The organism is Micromonospora krabiensis, from assembly GCF_900091425.1.
Lineage (GTDB): Bacteria > Actinomycetota > Actinomycetes > Mycobacteriales > Micromonosporaceae > Micromonospora > Micromonospora krabiensis.
This window is the reverse complement of sequence record NZ_LT598496.1, coordinates 4,021,866-4,036,429: the sequence shown is the minus strand read 5'-3', so window position 1 is coordinate 4,036,429 and position 14,564 is coordinate 4,021,866. Positions and strand designations below refer to the sequence as shown.

At 74.7% G+C, this 14,564-nt stretch carries 12 protein-coding genes and 1 pseudogene; 4 read left to right on the top strand and 9 right to left on the bottom strand.

All coding sequences use genetic code 11. The features are described 5' to 3' along the window. Positions 1-18 precede the first annotated feature (18 nt). Entirely contained in the window at positions 19-399 is a 381-nt protein-coding gene (locus GA0070620_RS18445) for a thiol-disulfide oxidoreductase DCC family protein (RefSeq protein ID WP_091592593.1), read from the top strand. Between the two features lie 46 nt (positions 400-445). Here the strand turns inward: GA0070620_RS18445 and GA0070620_RS18440 are convergent, their stop codons facing one another. From GA0070620_RS18440 to GA0070620_RS18415, 6 genes are all read right to left on the bottom strand, one after another. Further along, positions 446-1,138 (bottom strand): cellulose binding domain-containing protein, encoded by a 693-nt coding sequence (locus GA0070620_RS18440; protein ID WP_091592590.1) that lies wholly within the window; start codon positions 1,136-1,138, stop codon positions 446-448. Between the two features lie 90 nt (positions 1,139-1,228). Next, complete coding sequence (locus GA0070620_RS18435) at positions 1,229-1,609, bottom strand: DUF742 domain-containing protein (protein WP_091592588.1); 381 nt, start codon at positions 1,607-1,609, stop codon at positions 1,229-1,231. Then, positions 1,587-2,030: a roadblock/LC7 domain-containing protein gene (locus tag GA0070620_RS18430; protein WP_091592586.1), complete on the bottom strand. Its 444-nt coding sequence runs from the start codon at positions 2,028-2,030 to the stop codon at positions 1,587-1,589. Before GA0070620_RS18430 ends, GA0070620_RS18435 begins: the two co-directional genes overlap by 23 nt. Further along, a complete protein-coding gene (locus GA0070620_RS18425) occupies positions 2,027-3,976 on the bottom strand; it encodes a sensor histidine kinase (protein WP_172836457.1) in 1,950 nt (649 codons plus the stop codon). The genes GA0070620_RS18430 and GA0070620_RS18425 overlap by 4 nt, the downstream gene beginning before the upstream one ends. Then, positions 3,973-6,543: a helix-turn-helix transcriptional regulator gene (locus GA0070620_RS18420; protein ID WP_197677468.1), complete on the bottom strand. Its 2,571-nt coding sequence runs from the start codon at positions 6,541-6,543 to the stop codon at positions 3,973-3,975. Before GA0070620_RS18420 ends, GA0070620_RS18425 begins: the two co-directional genes overlap by 4 nt. A gap of 5 nt (positions 6,544-6,548) precedes the next feature. Next, complete coding sequence (locus GA0070620_RS18415) at positions 6,549-7,820, bottom strand: Hsp70 family protein (protein ID WP_091592583.1); 1,272 nt, start codon at positions 7,818-7,820, stop codon at positions 6,549-6,551. Positions 7,821-8,124: 304 nt separating this feature from the next. Between GA0070620_RS18415 and GA0070620_RS18410 the strand changes: the two genes are divergently transcribed. From GA0070620_RS18410 to GA0070620_RS34060, 3 genes and pseudogenes are all read left to right on the top strand, one after another. After that, a complete protein-coding gene (locus GA0070620_RS18410) occupies positions 8,125-9,045 on the top strand; it encodes an IniB N-terminal domain-containing protein (RefSeq protein ID WP_091592582.1) in 921 nt (306 codons plus the stop codon). 120 nt (positions 9,046-9,165) lie between these two features. Next, positions 9,166-11,022, top strand: coding sequence for a dynamin family protein (locus GA0070620_RS18405; protein WP_091592580.1), 1,857 nt, complete (start codon positions 9,166-9,168; stop codon positions 11,020-11,022). Then, positions 11,019-11,525, top strand: a pseudogene (locus tag GA0070620_RS34060) (dynamin family protein); the annotation flags it as partial. The gene GA0070620_RS18405 and the pseudogene GA0070620_RS34060, both read left to right, overlap by 4 nt. A gap of 693 nt (positions 11,526-12,218) precedes the next feature. On the opposite strand, the gene GA0070620_RS18395 reads toward GA0070620_RS34060, so the two are convergent. From GA0070620_RS18395 to trxA, 3 genes are all read right to left on the bottom strand, one after another. Next, on the bottom strand, positions 12,219-13,313 hold the full coding sequence (locus GA0070620_RS18395; protein WP_231921838.1) for an HTTM domain-containing protein: 1,095 nt from the start codon (positions 13,311-13,313) through the stop codon (positions 12,219-12,221). Further along, complete coding sequence (locus tag GA0070620_RS18390) at positions 13,310-13,750, bottom strand: hypothetical protein (RefSeq protein WP_091592578.1); 441 nt, start codon at positions 13,748-13,750, stop codon at positions 13,310-13,312. Before GA0070620_RS18390 ends, GA0070620_RS18395 begins: the two co-directional genes overlap by 4 nt. A 137-nt stretch (positions 13,751-13,887) precedes the next feature. After that, a complete protein-coding gene (gene trxA / locus GA0070620_RS18385) occupies positions 13,888-14,250 on the bottom strand; it encodes a thioredoxin (protein ID WP_076470621.1) in 363 nt (120 codons plus the stop codon). Between the last annotated feature and the right edge of the window lie 314 nt (positions 14,251-14,564).

Below are 14,564 nucleotides of genomic sequence, written 5' to 3'. Positions count from 1 at the left end.
CGGGTGGAGGATGGGGGCATGGAGAGGTCGACGTTCGTCTACGACGGGGACTGCGCGTTCTGCACCCGCTGCGCCGAGTTCATCGAGCGACACATCCCCACCTCGGCGCGGGTGGTGCCGTGGCAGTTCGCCGACCTGGCCGCCCTGGGGCTGACCGAGGACGAGTGCGAGCAGGCCGTGCAGTGGGTGGGCGCCGACGGCGTACGAGCGGCCGGCCCCGACGCCATCGCTCGGCTGCTGGGCCACAGCGGGCCGATCTGGCGGGTGGCCGGGGCGGGGCTGCGGTTCCCACCGGTGCGCGCGGCCGCCTGGCCGGCGTACCGCTGGGTGGCCCGAAACCGCCACCGGCTCCCCGGTGGCACCGCCGCCTGTGCCGTGCCCGCGGCGCGTCGGGACTGACCAGGCGGCCGGTGGGACGAGCACCGGCCGTCGCCCGTGGGTTCGGTCAGTCGGCCAGGCCGGCGCAGGGGGCGCCGTCGATCGTGCAGCCGGTGGGAGCGGCGCTGATCGGTGCGCCCGCCACGCGGAACGTCACCCGGACCGATCCCTGGCCGGGCACCCGGCCGGCCGTGCCGTCGGGCACGAAGGTCCAGGTGGCGCCGTCGCGGCTGGCCCGCGCGCCGGTCACCGAGGTGACGTCCAGCGACTCGCGGGGCAGGGTGACGACCAGCTTCCAGTTCGGCACGGGGGCCGCACCGGGATTGCCGATGGTGACCGCGGCGCCGTAGCTGAGCAGCGCGCTGTCCGCGATGGCGAAGTCGGCCCGCAGCGGCACCGTCGCCGGCGCGGACGAGGTGGCCGGCCCGCCGCTGGTGGGCGGTGGTGCGCTGGTGGGTGCGGTCGTGCTGGGGTGCGGGTTCGGGGTGGGCCGGGCGGACCGGGCCGGCTGGGCCTGGGCGCCCGGGGTGCCCGGTTCGGGTGCGGCCGGCGCGGCGGGACCGGGCGGCGGGTCGAGGGCCACCGGAGCGAGCCGCTCCGGTGTCCGCAGCACCACGACGACGGGGATCGCTGTGGCGACCAGCATCGCCAGGGACGCGAGGACGGCGACCCGGAAGACCGTCGAGCCGTCACCCCGACCGGTGAGGGCGCGTCGGGCCGACTCGCCCAGTGCGACGACCCGGTCGAGCAGGATGATCACCGCGGTCCTGCGCGGCCGCGGCGGTGATGCCGGCACTACCTTTCCCCCTTGCAGATCGTCACCGACGCGCCACCGCGGTCGGACGCCCGGTCACAGTGCGCGCAGCCCGGCGAGCAGTTCCCGGAGCAGGTCCTCGGACGGCAGTTCGGAGAGCGTCGGCGGCTCGTGCGTCTCGATCAGCCCGGCGGCGAGCAGGTCACCGAGGAGCACCCGGACGGTGCCGACGGGTAGGTCCAGCTCCGCGCCGATCTCCGCCACCGACAGCGGACGGCGGCACTTCTCGACGATCGCCGCCTGCTCCGGGAAGAGCTGGGTGGTCGCGGGCACCACGCCCCGGGTCACGATCAGGGTGATCAGGTCGAACCGGCCGCGGTCGGGTGCGCTGCGCCCGCCGGTCACCGCGTAGGGGCGGACGACCGGCCCGGCCTCGTCGTCGTACCACGCCTCGTCAGCTTCGCCGGTGGGCTGCACCGATGCCCCCGCTCGTCGCCGTGGCTGGTTCCAGGTAGACCGGTAGGTGTCGTTCCGCCTGGCCCACGAAGAGCGCCACCTCGTACGCCATGTCGCCGACCTCGGCGTCGCCGCTGATGCGGACCGTGAGGATCGCCCCGTTGCGGGTGGTGGCGACGAAGAGGAAAGCCTTGGCCATCTGCACGACGACCTGACGCAGCGCGCCGCCGACGCACACCCGGGCGGCGGCCAGGCCGAGCGATTCGAGACCGGCGACGAGGCTGGCGAGCTGGTCGCCGAGCTCGTCGTCCACGTCGCGGCTGGCGCCGAGCAGCAGCCCGTCGGGGGACAGCACAACCGCGAACTCCGCGCCGTGTACCCGGTCGACCAGGTCGTTCAGGGCGTCGGTCAGGCCGTCGGCGGTGACCGCTGAATGCGTCATCTGTGTCCTCTCGCTGCTCTCGAGACCGGTATCTCGACCGTGTCGGACCCCGTGGTCGCGGGCCCGGGCCACACCGGCCCGGGGTGTCGGGGCCGTACCGGCAGGTCGCCGGCGACGCCGGACGGGGTTGTCCGTCGCGCCGACGGGCCGGGTCGGTGGCCGTCCCACCCGGCCGCCGCACCGTCGGGCCCGGTCGGCACGACCAGGGTCGTCGGGAGCAGCACCACGGCCGCCGTCCCACCCCGGGGTCCCGGATGCAGGGAGACCCGGGCGCCGCAGCGGGCGGCGAGCAGGGCAGCAGCGTACAGCCCGGCGCGCCCGGCGGGTGGCCCCGTCGGTGGTGGATCGGCCAGCAGGTGGTTGAGCTCCGCGAGCGTGGCGGGGTCGATCCCCGGGCCGTCGTCGGTGACCACGACCACGCAGCCGTCGGGCCGGGGTTCGCCGGCCAGCCGCACGGTGGTGCTGGTCGGCGAGCACACCAGCCCGTTCTCGACGAGTTCGGCCAGCAGGTGGGTGACGTCGGTGACCGCCGGGCCGGCGAGTGACCACGGCCAGTGCGGTGCGACGAGCACCCGTTGGTAGTCGGCGACCTCCGCGACGGCGCCGCGCGCCACGTCGAGCAGCGGCACGGGTCGCCGCCAGCGACGGGCCGGACGAGCGCCGGCGAGGCTGATCAGCTTCTCGACGTTGCGCCGGAGCCGGGTGGCGAGGTGGTCGAGGTGGAACAGGTCCGCGGTCTCCTCCGCGCTGTGCTCCCGCCGCTCCATCCCGTCCAGCAGGGTGAGCTGCTCGCGGAGCAGGGACTGGTTGCGCTGGGTGAGGCGGAGGAAGAGGTCGTGGACGCCCGGGGCGCCCGCCGGTGGCCGGTCCGGGGCGGGTGGCGCCGTCGACGGTCCGGGATGGACGGTCGGCGGGAGGACCGCGGTGGCCGTCCGGTCCGGGTGGGCCGGGGCGTCCGTGTTGACGGTGGTGAGGCGCCGGAGGGTGCCGGCCCCGGCGACCAGCAGGCCGACGATCGCGATCAGGCCGAGCCCGAGCACGGCGCCGGTGCGCGCGACCACCAGGGCGGCACCGGGGGTGGCCCGTTCGACGCTTCCGCGGGCGCTGGACCGGACGAGGTCGTGCAGCGCGGCGAGGGCCGGGTCGACCGCCGCCCGCCAGTCCTCCACGCCGAACGTCGGCCGGTCGTCCCCGCCGCGCAGCACCTGGTCCTCCACGGACAGCAGGGCCACGAACCGGGGCCCCTCCAGGAGCGCGCGGTAGCTGTCCTGGTCGGCGGTGGGCAGCGCGGCGACGGCCTCGGCTGCCGCGTACCGCTGGATGCTGACGATCTCGGTGAGCCGGCGCCGGTCGTCGGCGCTGATGCTGCCGTTGGTGAGGGCGGTGGTGAGCAGGGTGTCCTCGCGGGCGAGCAGTTCCCGGGAGCGGGCCAGGGTCACGACCGCCCGGGTCTCGGCGGCGAGGGTGCTCTCCCGGGCACCCCACTCCGGCCCGTAGATGGCGAAGGCGGCGTCGATCAGCCGGTCGTACCCGGCGACGGCCGCGACCTCGGCGTCGTCCGCCTCGGTCCGCAGGGCCGGCAGCCCGTTGAGCGCGCGCAGCAGGGCGTCGGCGCGTTCGCGTACGGCGCCGGCGGTGAGCAGCCGCAGGTCGGTGCCGGCGGCGGTCTCCCGCAGCGCGGCGACGGACCGGTCGGTGCCGGCCCGCGCGCCACCCAGGGCGGCTCGCGAGCGGGGGCCGCCGGCGATGGTGCCGGCGGTGAGCCGCCGCTCGGTCTGAAGGTCGAGGATCAGCCGGTCGGTGGGCTGGCCGAGGGTCTCGGCGAGGGCCCGGATCCGGAGCAGGTCGGCGGCATCGCGCCCGGTCAGGTAGGCGGCGTACGACCAGAGCACCACCAGCACGACCGCGGCGGCGGCGAACTGCCGCCGCAGCTGTGGCCGGTTCACCGCGCCGGCCGTTCCGGCCAGGGCTGCCCGGCGGCCGTGCCCGACCGGTCGGCCACGATGGTGCGCAGCAGCGCCAGCAGTTCGGCGCGGTTGGCGCAGTTGAGCCGGGAGCGCATGCGGGCGACGTGGTGTTCGACGGTCTTCGCCGAGATGAAGAGCCGGTCGCCGATCTCGCGGTAGGTCAGGCCGGCGAGGACCAGCTCCGCCACCTCTCGTTCCCGGTCGCTGAGCCGGTGCGCGGGCGGTGCGGTGATGGCGTCCGCGACCTGGCCTTCGGGGCCGGTGGCGGGGCGTTGCCCGCCGCGTGTTCCGCCGGTGCGGCCCTGGAGCGTCCGGGCGCAGTCCAGCAGGGCCGTCATCGCGCGTCGGTCGGCTGTGCGGATCGCGGCCTGTCCGGCGAGTCGGGCGCCGTCCCAGCACAGGCCGGCGTCGTACAGGCCGCGGGCGGCGGCCTCGACCCGGCCGGCGTCGACCACGCCACGGAGGACGTCGACCCAGCTGGCGGCGGCGGTGGCGACGACGGCCGCGTACCGGCTGTGTGGTGCGGCGGCGAGCAGTGCGGCCACGTGCTCGTCGGCGACCGCCGGCTCCTCGGTGAGGATCGCCGCGTGCAGGCCGCTCCAGTGCAGCGGCGCGCTCCACAGTGGCGGTTCGGCGAGTCGGGCCAGCAGCGACCGAGCCTCCGCCAGGTACGGTGCGAGCCGGTCCAGGTCGCCGAGCCGGGCGCCGGTGATGGCCAGCTCGCCGAGCGGCAGCAGGGTGAACAGGTCCACCGGGTGGCGGACCACCGCCTCCAGGGCGTGGCCCCAGCCGCGCTGAAGGGCGCCCAGGTCGCTGTTGCGTCGGGCGATGCCCAGCTCCAGCGCGGTGGCGAAGAGCAGGTCCCGCGATTCGAGTGGTCGACCGGCGCCGATGACGCCGGCGAGTCGTTCGGCCGCGACCGTGGTGTGGCCGCGCACCATGAGGATCCAGGCTTGGAGGAGGCGGTGCCGGCGGGCCATCAGCGGTCCGCCGATGCCGCTGGCCACGGCCCGGTCGAGCACCCGGTCGGCGATGTCGAGTTCGCCGCAGTGGACGGCGGTCAGCGCGGCGAGCGCGGCGGGACTGTCCGGCAGGAGCACGGCCCGGCCGGCCGGTTCGAGGAGGGCGGTGGCCTGCACCAGGGTGGACAGGGCGGCGGTGGGTGACCCGGTGACGCTTTCGCGTACGCCGTCGGCCATCAGCTGGGCGGCGCTGGCGTGCAGGGTGGGCGGGCCGCCGCGGTCGTCGGCGGAGGTGCCCGCCGCGGCCGACGGGTCACCGCCGGCGAGCGCGCCGACGACGGCGAACGCGGCGGCCGGGGAGGCACCAGACCACCGGTACAGCTCGACGCTGCGGCCGAGCTGCCCGCGGTGCGCGAGGGCGGTCGCGGCCACCATGGCCGCCTCCGTCCGCTCGGTCGGCGCCGCCGAGGTGAGCAGCCGGTCGGCGAGGCGCAGGGCGGCATCGAGGTCACCGGCGAGGGCGGCGGCGAGCGCCTGGCGGGCGGCCACCGGCCGTCCCGTGGCCGACGCGGCGGCGAAGAGGTCCACCGCGAGGGCGGGGTCGGTGCCGAGCGCCTCCTCGGCGGCGGCCTCCAGCGTCCCGGCGGGGGCGTCGCCGGCCACTCCGGCCGCGCGCAGCGCGCGGACCAGCGGCAGCACCGGCCCGCCACGCGCCAGCTGCACCTCGCTGAGGCGCCGCCAGACGGCGGTGCGTTCGGTGGCCGGGCTGAGCGCGGTCACGGCCCGGCGGACCAGGGGCGCGAGTCGCCCGTCCGCGCCGAGCAGGCCGGCGGAGCGGGTCGCCGCGACGAGGGTGTCGACCTCGGCGGGGTCGCGGCCGAGCAGGGTGCCGAGCAGGTCCACCGGCAGCGGTACGCCGGCGGCGACGGCGAGCAGCAGCCGTCGTACGTCCGGTGCGAGGTCCTCGAGGTCGGGCGCGAACTCCAGGACGACCTGCCGGGGCGGTTCGGCCGGGACCCCGGGCCGGACCTCCGCGCCCCGCAGGGCGCGGACCAGGCGTTCGACGTCGCGGGGCACGCCACCGGTCTGTCCGTGCACGAAGTCGACCAGCTCACCGCGCCGGCCGAGCTCGGGCACGGCGGCGAGGTAGGCGGCGGTCTGCTCCCGGGCGAACGGGGTCAGCAGGACGGCGTGGCCGTCCCGGCGCACCGCGTCGGCCAGCTCGACCAGCCCGGTGGATCGGGGCCAGGGCCGGTAGGCGACGGCGAGGCGCTGCCGCCGTTCGCCGACCAGGTGGCGCAGGGTGGCGAGGTGGGCGTCGTCGAGCCGGTGAGCGTCGTCGACCAGCAGCACCGCGTCCGGGTCGGCCCGGTCGGGCAGGTCGGCCGGGTTCTCCAGGACCGGAACGCCGGCCCGGCGGTAGATCCGGGCCAGCTCCTGGAGGTACGCGCTGCGTCCGTGCCCGCCGGGGCCCGTCACGGCGACGGCCAGCGGGGCGGACGGGTCGGCGGCGACCGTGTCGAGGAGGGCCTGTGGGGCGCGGTCCAGCACCAGCCGGTCACCGGCGACAGTGCTCATGATCATCGTGGTCATCCTTCGCGTCCCCGGCCCCGGGTCAGCGCGAGGCGGGACGCCTTCGGCAGCTCCAGCGGCGTGATCCGGACCGGGGGACGGGGTGGGGGTTCACTGTGGACCGTTCGGTCGTGGTCGGGCCGGCGGGGCGCCGGGACCGCCGGGCCGGCACGACGTGGGCCGGCGGCGGGTCGGGGCGAGTGCTCGGGCGGGGCTGGCCGAGGGCGCGGCGACACCACCTCGCACGCCGCCAGCGCCGCGCCCGTGGCGGCGGTGAGCTGCGGGTCGGGCTCCACCTCCACCGGCACCGGGAAGGCGGCAGCGAGCAGTTCGGCGACCAGCGGGATCCGGGTGGAGCCACCGGTCAGCAGGACGGCGTCCAGTTCGTCGGGTCGCAGCCCGGCGGAGCGGACGGTGCGGTCCAGCAGGTCGACGGTCGCCTGCACCGCGGGGCGGATCATCTCCTCGAACTGCACCCGGCTCACCGGCACCCGGGTGGGGCCGGCCGGCAGGGTCAGCAGCACGTCGGTCGCGGTGTCGACGGTCAGTTCGCGCTTGGCCCGGTCGCACTCCGGGCGCAGGGCGCGCAGGGTGGCGTACGTCTCGCGCCGGCCGATCGCGGCCAGTTCGCGGGCGAGTACGGTGCGTACGTGTTCGGCGAGCGCCTCGTCGAAGTCGGCTCCGCCGATCCAGTCCAGCCCCTGCGGGAAGCCGAGCGTCTCGTACCGCCCGTGGGGGTTGCGTCGCACCAGCGCCGCCTCGAAGCTGCCGCCGCCCAGGGCGTAGACGGCGGCGGTGCTGCCCGCGAAGCCCCGGGCCGCGTGGCTCTCCGCCACCGTGACCGTGCGGGGCAGCAGCGTCACGTGGTTCAGCCCCTGCTCCCACAGGGCCGCGTGCAGCAGGTCCCGCCGGTGCCGTCCCCACCCGGCGGGGTGGCTCAGCACGACCGCCTCGGCCGGCTCGCCCTCCCGGCCGTGCACGCGTTCCACCACCCAGGCCGCCAGCACGGCGGTGAGCAGCTGCGGCGGGCACGCCTCACCGGCGAGGAGCATCGGCACGTCGTCGCCGATCCGGCCGACGAAGCCGCGGGCGGTGCGGCTGCCGTCGTCGGTGCCGGACTCGCCGACCACCAGTGTTCCGTCCGCGCCGAGGTGCAGCACCGAGGGCACGGTGGCCGAGCCGCCGTCGAGCGCGACCACCTCGGGGCGCGCCCAGCTGGGCCCGCGCCGCCGCGCCATGGTGGCCGCGGTGGTGGTGCTCCCGATGTCTATCCCCAGGACGTACGGCATGTGCTTTCTTCCTCGACCGCGAGTCGGGCGGCCGCGTGACAGAGGTTTCCCACCGTGCGAGCGACCCACCCCCGGCGAATCCCCGCGGGCTCCTACGTTCGTACCAGAGATCTCTCCGGCATCGAGACCCTAAATCTGACCGCCCCGGTTCCCCCAGTCCCCCTATCGGACGATGCGGGTGACACCCTAACCGCGCGGCGCATTCTGCGGGACGTTCCCCGATGACCGGCGCCCGCCCCCGGCCATAGCGTCGTTGTCGACGAGCGGCGGTCGACGACGCCCACATCCGAGGAGATACCGGCACATGGACCAGACCCTGCACGACTTCGTGCTCAACCTGCTCACCGACCCTGACGCCCGGTCGGCCTTCGACCTCGACCCGGAGGGCGCGCTGCAGGCGGCGGGGCTCACCGACATCACCGCCACCGACGTTCAGGACGTCGTGCCGCTGGTGGTCGACTACGCGCCGGTGAACGGTCTGGCGCCGGTCGCCCCGGTGGTCGGCCAGCTGGGCGCCGACCCGCTGGTCACCGACGTGACCGACGTGGTCGGCCAGCTGCAGAGCGTGGCGCAGCAGATCACGGTCAGCAGCACCTACTCGGGTGTCGACGTCAAGGCCGGTGTGCTGGGCGCGATCGCGGTCGACCCGACGGCCGTCGCCGTCGGCGCGACCGTCCTGCCGGGCATCGGGCTGGGTGTCGGGCCGGGTGGGATCGACACCGACCTGACCGGGGTGAACGACGTCGCGCACACCCTCGACGCGGACGTGATCGGTGTCGTGGACACCGTGGCCGACCCGGTGGTCGGTGACGTGACCGGTGCGGTCGGCGCCCCGACCGGCGTGCTGGACGCGACCGACAACGGCCTGCTCGGCACTCCGGACGGCCTGCTCGGCGGCACCCTCTCCGGCACCACCGGCCAGGTGGGTGGCCTGGTCGACTCGCTCGGTGTCAATGACACCCTGGGCGGGCTCGGCGTCAACGACACGCTCGGCGGGCTGGGTCTGGGTGGCAGCGGCCACGGCGGCGTCGTCCCCGTCGACGTGCCGTCCACGGTGGGCGGTGTGACGCACCAGGTTGATGGCGTCCTTTCCGGAGTCACCGGCACGGTGGGCAGCGTGACCGGTGGCCTGACCGGCGGTGTGACCGGCGACGCCGGGGTCCACGGGGACGCGTCCGCGTCCCACGGCGGCGGCCTGCTGGGTATCACCGACGGTCTGCTCTGACCGACGCCCGGTCAGAGCGGGGATGGCCGGGTCGCCCTGAGTGGCGGCCCGGCCCTTCCCCGTAGTCAGGGAATCCCGCCTCTTGATAATTGCGCTGAAATCAGCACACTTGGTGCGGTGATGGCGGGGATCTGGCTGGACGTCCTCGACGAGATCGCCCGGACGTGCCGCGAGCACGGACGCGGCGATCTGCTCCAGGCGGTCCGGCAGAAGCGAGCCCAGCTGCTCGATCCGACCCTGCGCGTCCTGGTGGTCGGCGAACCGCACCAGGGCAAGAGTCAGTTGGTCAACGCGATCGTCAACGCGCCGGTCTGCCCGGTCGGGGACGCTCGCGCCACCGTGCTGCCGACCGTGGTGCGGCACTCCGAGACCGCCACCGCGGTGGTCGTCCAGGCGCCGCCGCCGACCCCCGACCGAGCCGCGGGCACGGCGCTGCCGGCCACGGCCGAGCGCACCGTGGTTCCGCTGGACCGGATCGCGGCCGGCGTCGCCGGGACGTTCGGCCGGCGCGCGGGCGGCGGACCGGCGTACGTCGAGATCGGACTGCCGCGCGCGCTGCTCGCCGGCGGACTGGTGTTCGTGGACACACCGGGCACCGACGAGGTGGGCGCCCTCGGCGCCGGCGCCTCCGTCGCCGCGCTGAGCCGGGCGGATCTGGTGTTGCTGGTCTCCGACTCGACCCGCGAACTCTCGGTGGCCGAGATGAACGTGCTGCTGCACGTCAGCCGCGCGCACCCGAACGTCGTGGTGGTGCAGACCAAAATCGATCTCGTGCCGGACTGGCGGGTGGTCGCCGAGCGAAACCGCCGCCACCTCGCCGATGCGGGCGTACCGGCGGCGTTGATCCCCGTCTCGGCGGCGCTGCGGCTGCGCGCCGCCGCGGTCGACGACCGCGCGCTCAACGCCGAATCGGGCTTCCCCGCGCTCATCGCCCGCCTCCAGGGCGACCTCACCGGCAAGGGTGACGTGCTGGCCCGCGCCACCGTCGGGTTGACCGCCCGGACCGTGGTGGAGCAGCTGGCCGCGCCGTTGCGCGCCGAGCTGGAGAGTCAACGGGTCGAGGAGCAGTCCGGCCCGATGTCCCGGCTGCACGCCGCCCAGCGCGAGGTGGACGAGCTGCGCCGGTGCTCCACCCGCTGGCAGAACACGCTCAACGACGAGATGGCCGACCTGCTCTCCGACATCGAGTACGACCTGCGTGACCGGACACGGCAGATCCTGCGGATGGTGGACGACGCCTTCGACTCCGCCGACCCGCTCACCGCCTGGGACGCGTTCCAGGAGTGGCTGGACCGCAGCCTCGTCGAGGCGGCGGAGGCCAACCACGAGTGGCTGGTCCAGCGCTGTGACCACGCCGCCCGACGCGTCGCCGCCAACTTCGCCCGGTACGGCTACGACGTGCTGCCGCCCTGGTCGATGCACGTGCCGGACGACCTGGCGGACCGATTGCCGGAGCTGGAGCGACCGAACGTCGACCGGTTCACCGCCACCCAGAAGGTGATCACCGGCATGAAGGGCTCGTACGGCGGCCTGCTGATGTTCGGCCTGGCCATGACGCTGGCCGGCATGCCGATGATCAACCCGGTCTCGATCGGCGCCGGCGCGCTCTTCGGCGGCAAGAGCATCCACGACGAGAGCAAGCAGTTGCTGCGCCGCCGGCAGGCCACGGTCAAGACGGCGATCCAGCGACACGTCGACGACTTCTTCGTCCGGACGACGAAGGACTGCCGGGACACCGCGCGCCAGGTGCAGCGGCTGCTGCGGGACCACTTCAGCGTGCTGACCGACGAGTTGCAGGAGGGAATCGTCCAGTCGCTGCGTACCGCCAAGCAGGCCGCCGACACCGACGCGGCTGCCCGGGAGCAGCGCCAGCGGGAGATCACGCTGAAGATGACCCGCCTCGCCGGCCTGTACGAGCAGGCCCAGCAGTTGACCGCTGCGCGGCCCGCGGCGGTGCCGCTGGAGCCCCGGGTATGACCGTCGGCCTGCGCCTGGACGAGGCGGTGTGGAGCCTGCTGCACCAGGCGCTCCAGCTCTACCGCGACGATCCCCGGGCCAGCGGTCACCTGCGGCGTCAACTGGCCCGGCTGGAGCAGCCGCTGCGGATCGCCGTCGCCGGACCGTGGCGGGCCGGCAAGTCGACGCTGCTGAACGCCCTGATGGGCGAGGAGGTCGCCCCGGTCGCCGGTGCCGATGGCAGTGCGGTCTTCACGTGGTACGAGGACGGCCCGCAACCCCGGGCGACCGCGTACGGGGCCAGCCACCCGCCGCAGGAGTTGGCGATGGTGCGCTCGGCGACCGGGATGCGGGTGGACCTCGTCGGCTGGCGGGCCGGTGAGCTGTCCGACATCGTCGTACGCTGGCCGACCCGGGCGCTGCGCCAGGTGACGCTGATCGACACACCGGCCGTCGGCGCGCCCGACGAGCAGGGCCGCTCACCGGTCATGGACCGGGTGCTGCGCGAGGCGGACGCGGTGCTCTACCTGACCCGCGACGGCCGGGGTACCGACCTGCGGGTGCTGGAGTCCGCCCGGGAGAGCGCGGTCGGTCAGGCGGCTCCCGTCAACGTGATCATGGTGCGTTCCCGGGTCGACGAGACCGGCGGCGGGAAGATCGACGCGCTGCTCACCGCCCGCCAGCTCGCCCGGCGACAGCACCGCGACCCCCGCGCCAACGCCCTCTGCGTCGGCGTGGTGTCGTGCAGCGGCCTCATCGGCCTGGCCGGCCGGGTGCTCAGCGAGTCCGACTTCGCCGCGCTCGCCCAGCTCGCCGTGGTGCCCCGCGCGGAGCTGGAGGCGTACCTCCTCTCGGCCGACCGGTTCCTCCGCGGTGAGCTGCCGGTGCCGGTGGACGCCGAGGTGCGCGCCGGCCTGCTGGACCGGCTCGGCCTGTTCGGGGTGCGGCTGGCGACCACGCTCGTCCGCACGGGCAACGGCAGCCGGGCCGTCCTCTCCGCCGAGCTGATCCGCCGCAGCGGCCTCGCCGAGCTGCGGGAGACCGTCAGCCGGTTCTTCGTCGACCGGCGCGACACGCTCAAGTCCCGCTCGGCGCTGGCCGCGGTCGAGGACCTGCTGCGGGCCGAGCCCGGTCCCGGCACCGCCGAGCTGCTCGCGGCGGTCGAGCAGATCCTCGCCGGCGCGCACGAGTTCCAGGAGCTGCGCCTGCTGGCGGCGTTACGCGACACCCGGCTCGGGTTCGACGCCGAGCTCGCCGCGGAGGCGCGGCGGCTGGTCGGCGGGGACGGCGTCGGGCTGGCCACCCGGCTCGGCGTCGAGCACGACGCCGGCGTGCAGCGGCTCTGGCAGGTCGCCGCCGAGGCGCAGTGGCGTTGGCGGGACCGCGCCGAGGACCCGCTGCTCCGGCTTGCCCAGCGCCGGGGTGCGCAGGTGGTCGTCCGCAGCTGCGAGGGGATGCTCGCCGAGCTCGCCGAGGGCGGGCGGTGACCCGCGCCGGCGGAGCCGGCGCAGCCACACCACCGGGCGCACCCGCTCCAGCGGCAGGAAGCTGGCCATCGCCGCCAGGTGTGGGGCGAACGAGATCGTGATGGTCGCGATGGTGACCACGTGGAACGAGTAGAAGAAGCCCACCATCGCCAGTCGCCACCGCTCGGGCAGCAGGAAGACCAGCGGGCTGGCCAGCTCGAAGGCGACGATGCCGAACTGGGCGACGATCAGCAGGTACGGCACCTGCGCGATCAGGTCCGCCAGCTCGGTGCCGCGCCGGATGATCGCCCGAGCCAGCACCGAACCGGTCAACCAGTCCAGGCCGCCGAAGCGCAGCTTGGCCCAGGCCGCCAGGAAGTACGTGCAGATCACCGCGATCTGGGTGACCCGCAGCGCCCAGCCACCCGCCTCCGTCCGGGTCGCGTCGCCGTGGCGCGCGCGACCGGCGGTGGGGAGCACCGCCAGGGCGACGAGCAGGCCGAACCGGTCGTGGTCGACCTTGCCGTAGCTCATCGCGATGATCATCCACTCGAGGTAGAGCGCGCAGACCGCCCAGCCGAGCAGTCGTGGCGCCCGCCCGGTGGCGGCGAGCAGGGCGAGCCCCAGCAGCGCCCAGAAGATCACCGCGACCAGCGCCGGGGTCGGCGTGGGCAGCGGCAGCAGCCGGCCGACCAGCAGCGGCTGGTAGAGCTCGCCGGGCACGCTCACCCGGGTGCGTACCCACGGGGTGAAGACGACCAGGTCGGCCGCGACGAAGAGATAGATCAGCGTACGGAAGGCGGCGACCCGCCCGCGGGGCACCGGCTCGGTCAACCAGCGGATCATCGGGTCGCCTCCCACCGGACCACGGTCTCGTCGGTGTACCGCCCGGTGGGCCGCCCGCCCTGGATCCCGTGCCACCTGATCACGATGCGGACCTCGGTCAGGTCGGGGGCGTCCGGGTGCCGTTCGGCGTACGCGTCGGCCACCTCGGCGAGCCGCGGTGGATCGGCGACGTACCGGCTCTGCTGGCCCTCGATCTCGGCCCGCCGGATGCCGGTCGCGTTCTGGTCGAGGCTCACGACCGCCCCGGTGACGTCCACGCCCTCGACCCGGGTGTCGGGCGCGGGGGCGTTCGGCGGGTTGGAGGTGGAGTACATGCGGAACGGCCCGAACGGGAAGTGGTCGTCGGTGCCGACGACGGTGCCGGCGAGCAGCAGCGCGAGGCCGAGCGCGGTGGCACCGAGCCGGGCCGCCCGTCCGTGGCTGGTCAAGGTCTCCATCGGGTGGTGACGATACGGGAAAGGCCGGGGGCCAGGGTGTGACCGGCGGGCGGACCCCACGGACGGCGGCGGGCGGGGACGACGAAGGCCGGACCCCGCGGTGGGGGCCCGGCCTCCGGTTGCCGGTTGGCGGCGACTCAGTGCTTGTGCTCGGCCAGCTGCCGGCGTACGTCGTCCATGTCGAGCGCCTCGACCTGCTCGATCAGGTTCTCCAGGGCGGACTCGGGCAGCGCGCCCGGCTGCGCGAAGACGATCACGCCGTCACGGATCGCCATGATCGTGGGGATCGACCGGATGTCGAACTTGGCACCCAGCTCCTGCTGCGCCTCGGTGTCCACCTTGCCGAAGACGATGTTCTGGTGCTTCTCCGAGGAGCGCTCGTAGACCGGGGCGAACCGCTTGCACGGGCCACACCAGTCGGCCCAGAAGTCCACCAGCACGATCCCGTCTTTGCCGGTCACCTCGTCGAAGTTCGCCGTGGTCAGCTCAACGGTTGCCATTGCACTCTCTCCGATCACCGCGGTTTGCCTACGACCCGTAGAACCAGGGCTGACCTCTTCGCATTCCCACCCGCTCCGCCGTGAAACGTCTCACCCAGTAGGCCGGGCAGGGGGCGACGGTCATCGATCCACCTCGTTGCCTTCCGGCCGTGCGCAACGCACATGCACGTCGCACTTGCGTGACGAAAAGTGATGGGAGCGTTTCCAGGTCAATCGAGCGGATCATGCGTGGCTCATCGAAGAATCGACGCGTGACAAGGGGGTATCGGGCCTGCGGAGATCGCCCTCACGGTCGCCGTTGATTACTCAACGTA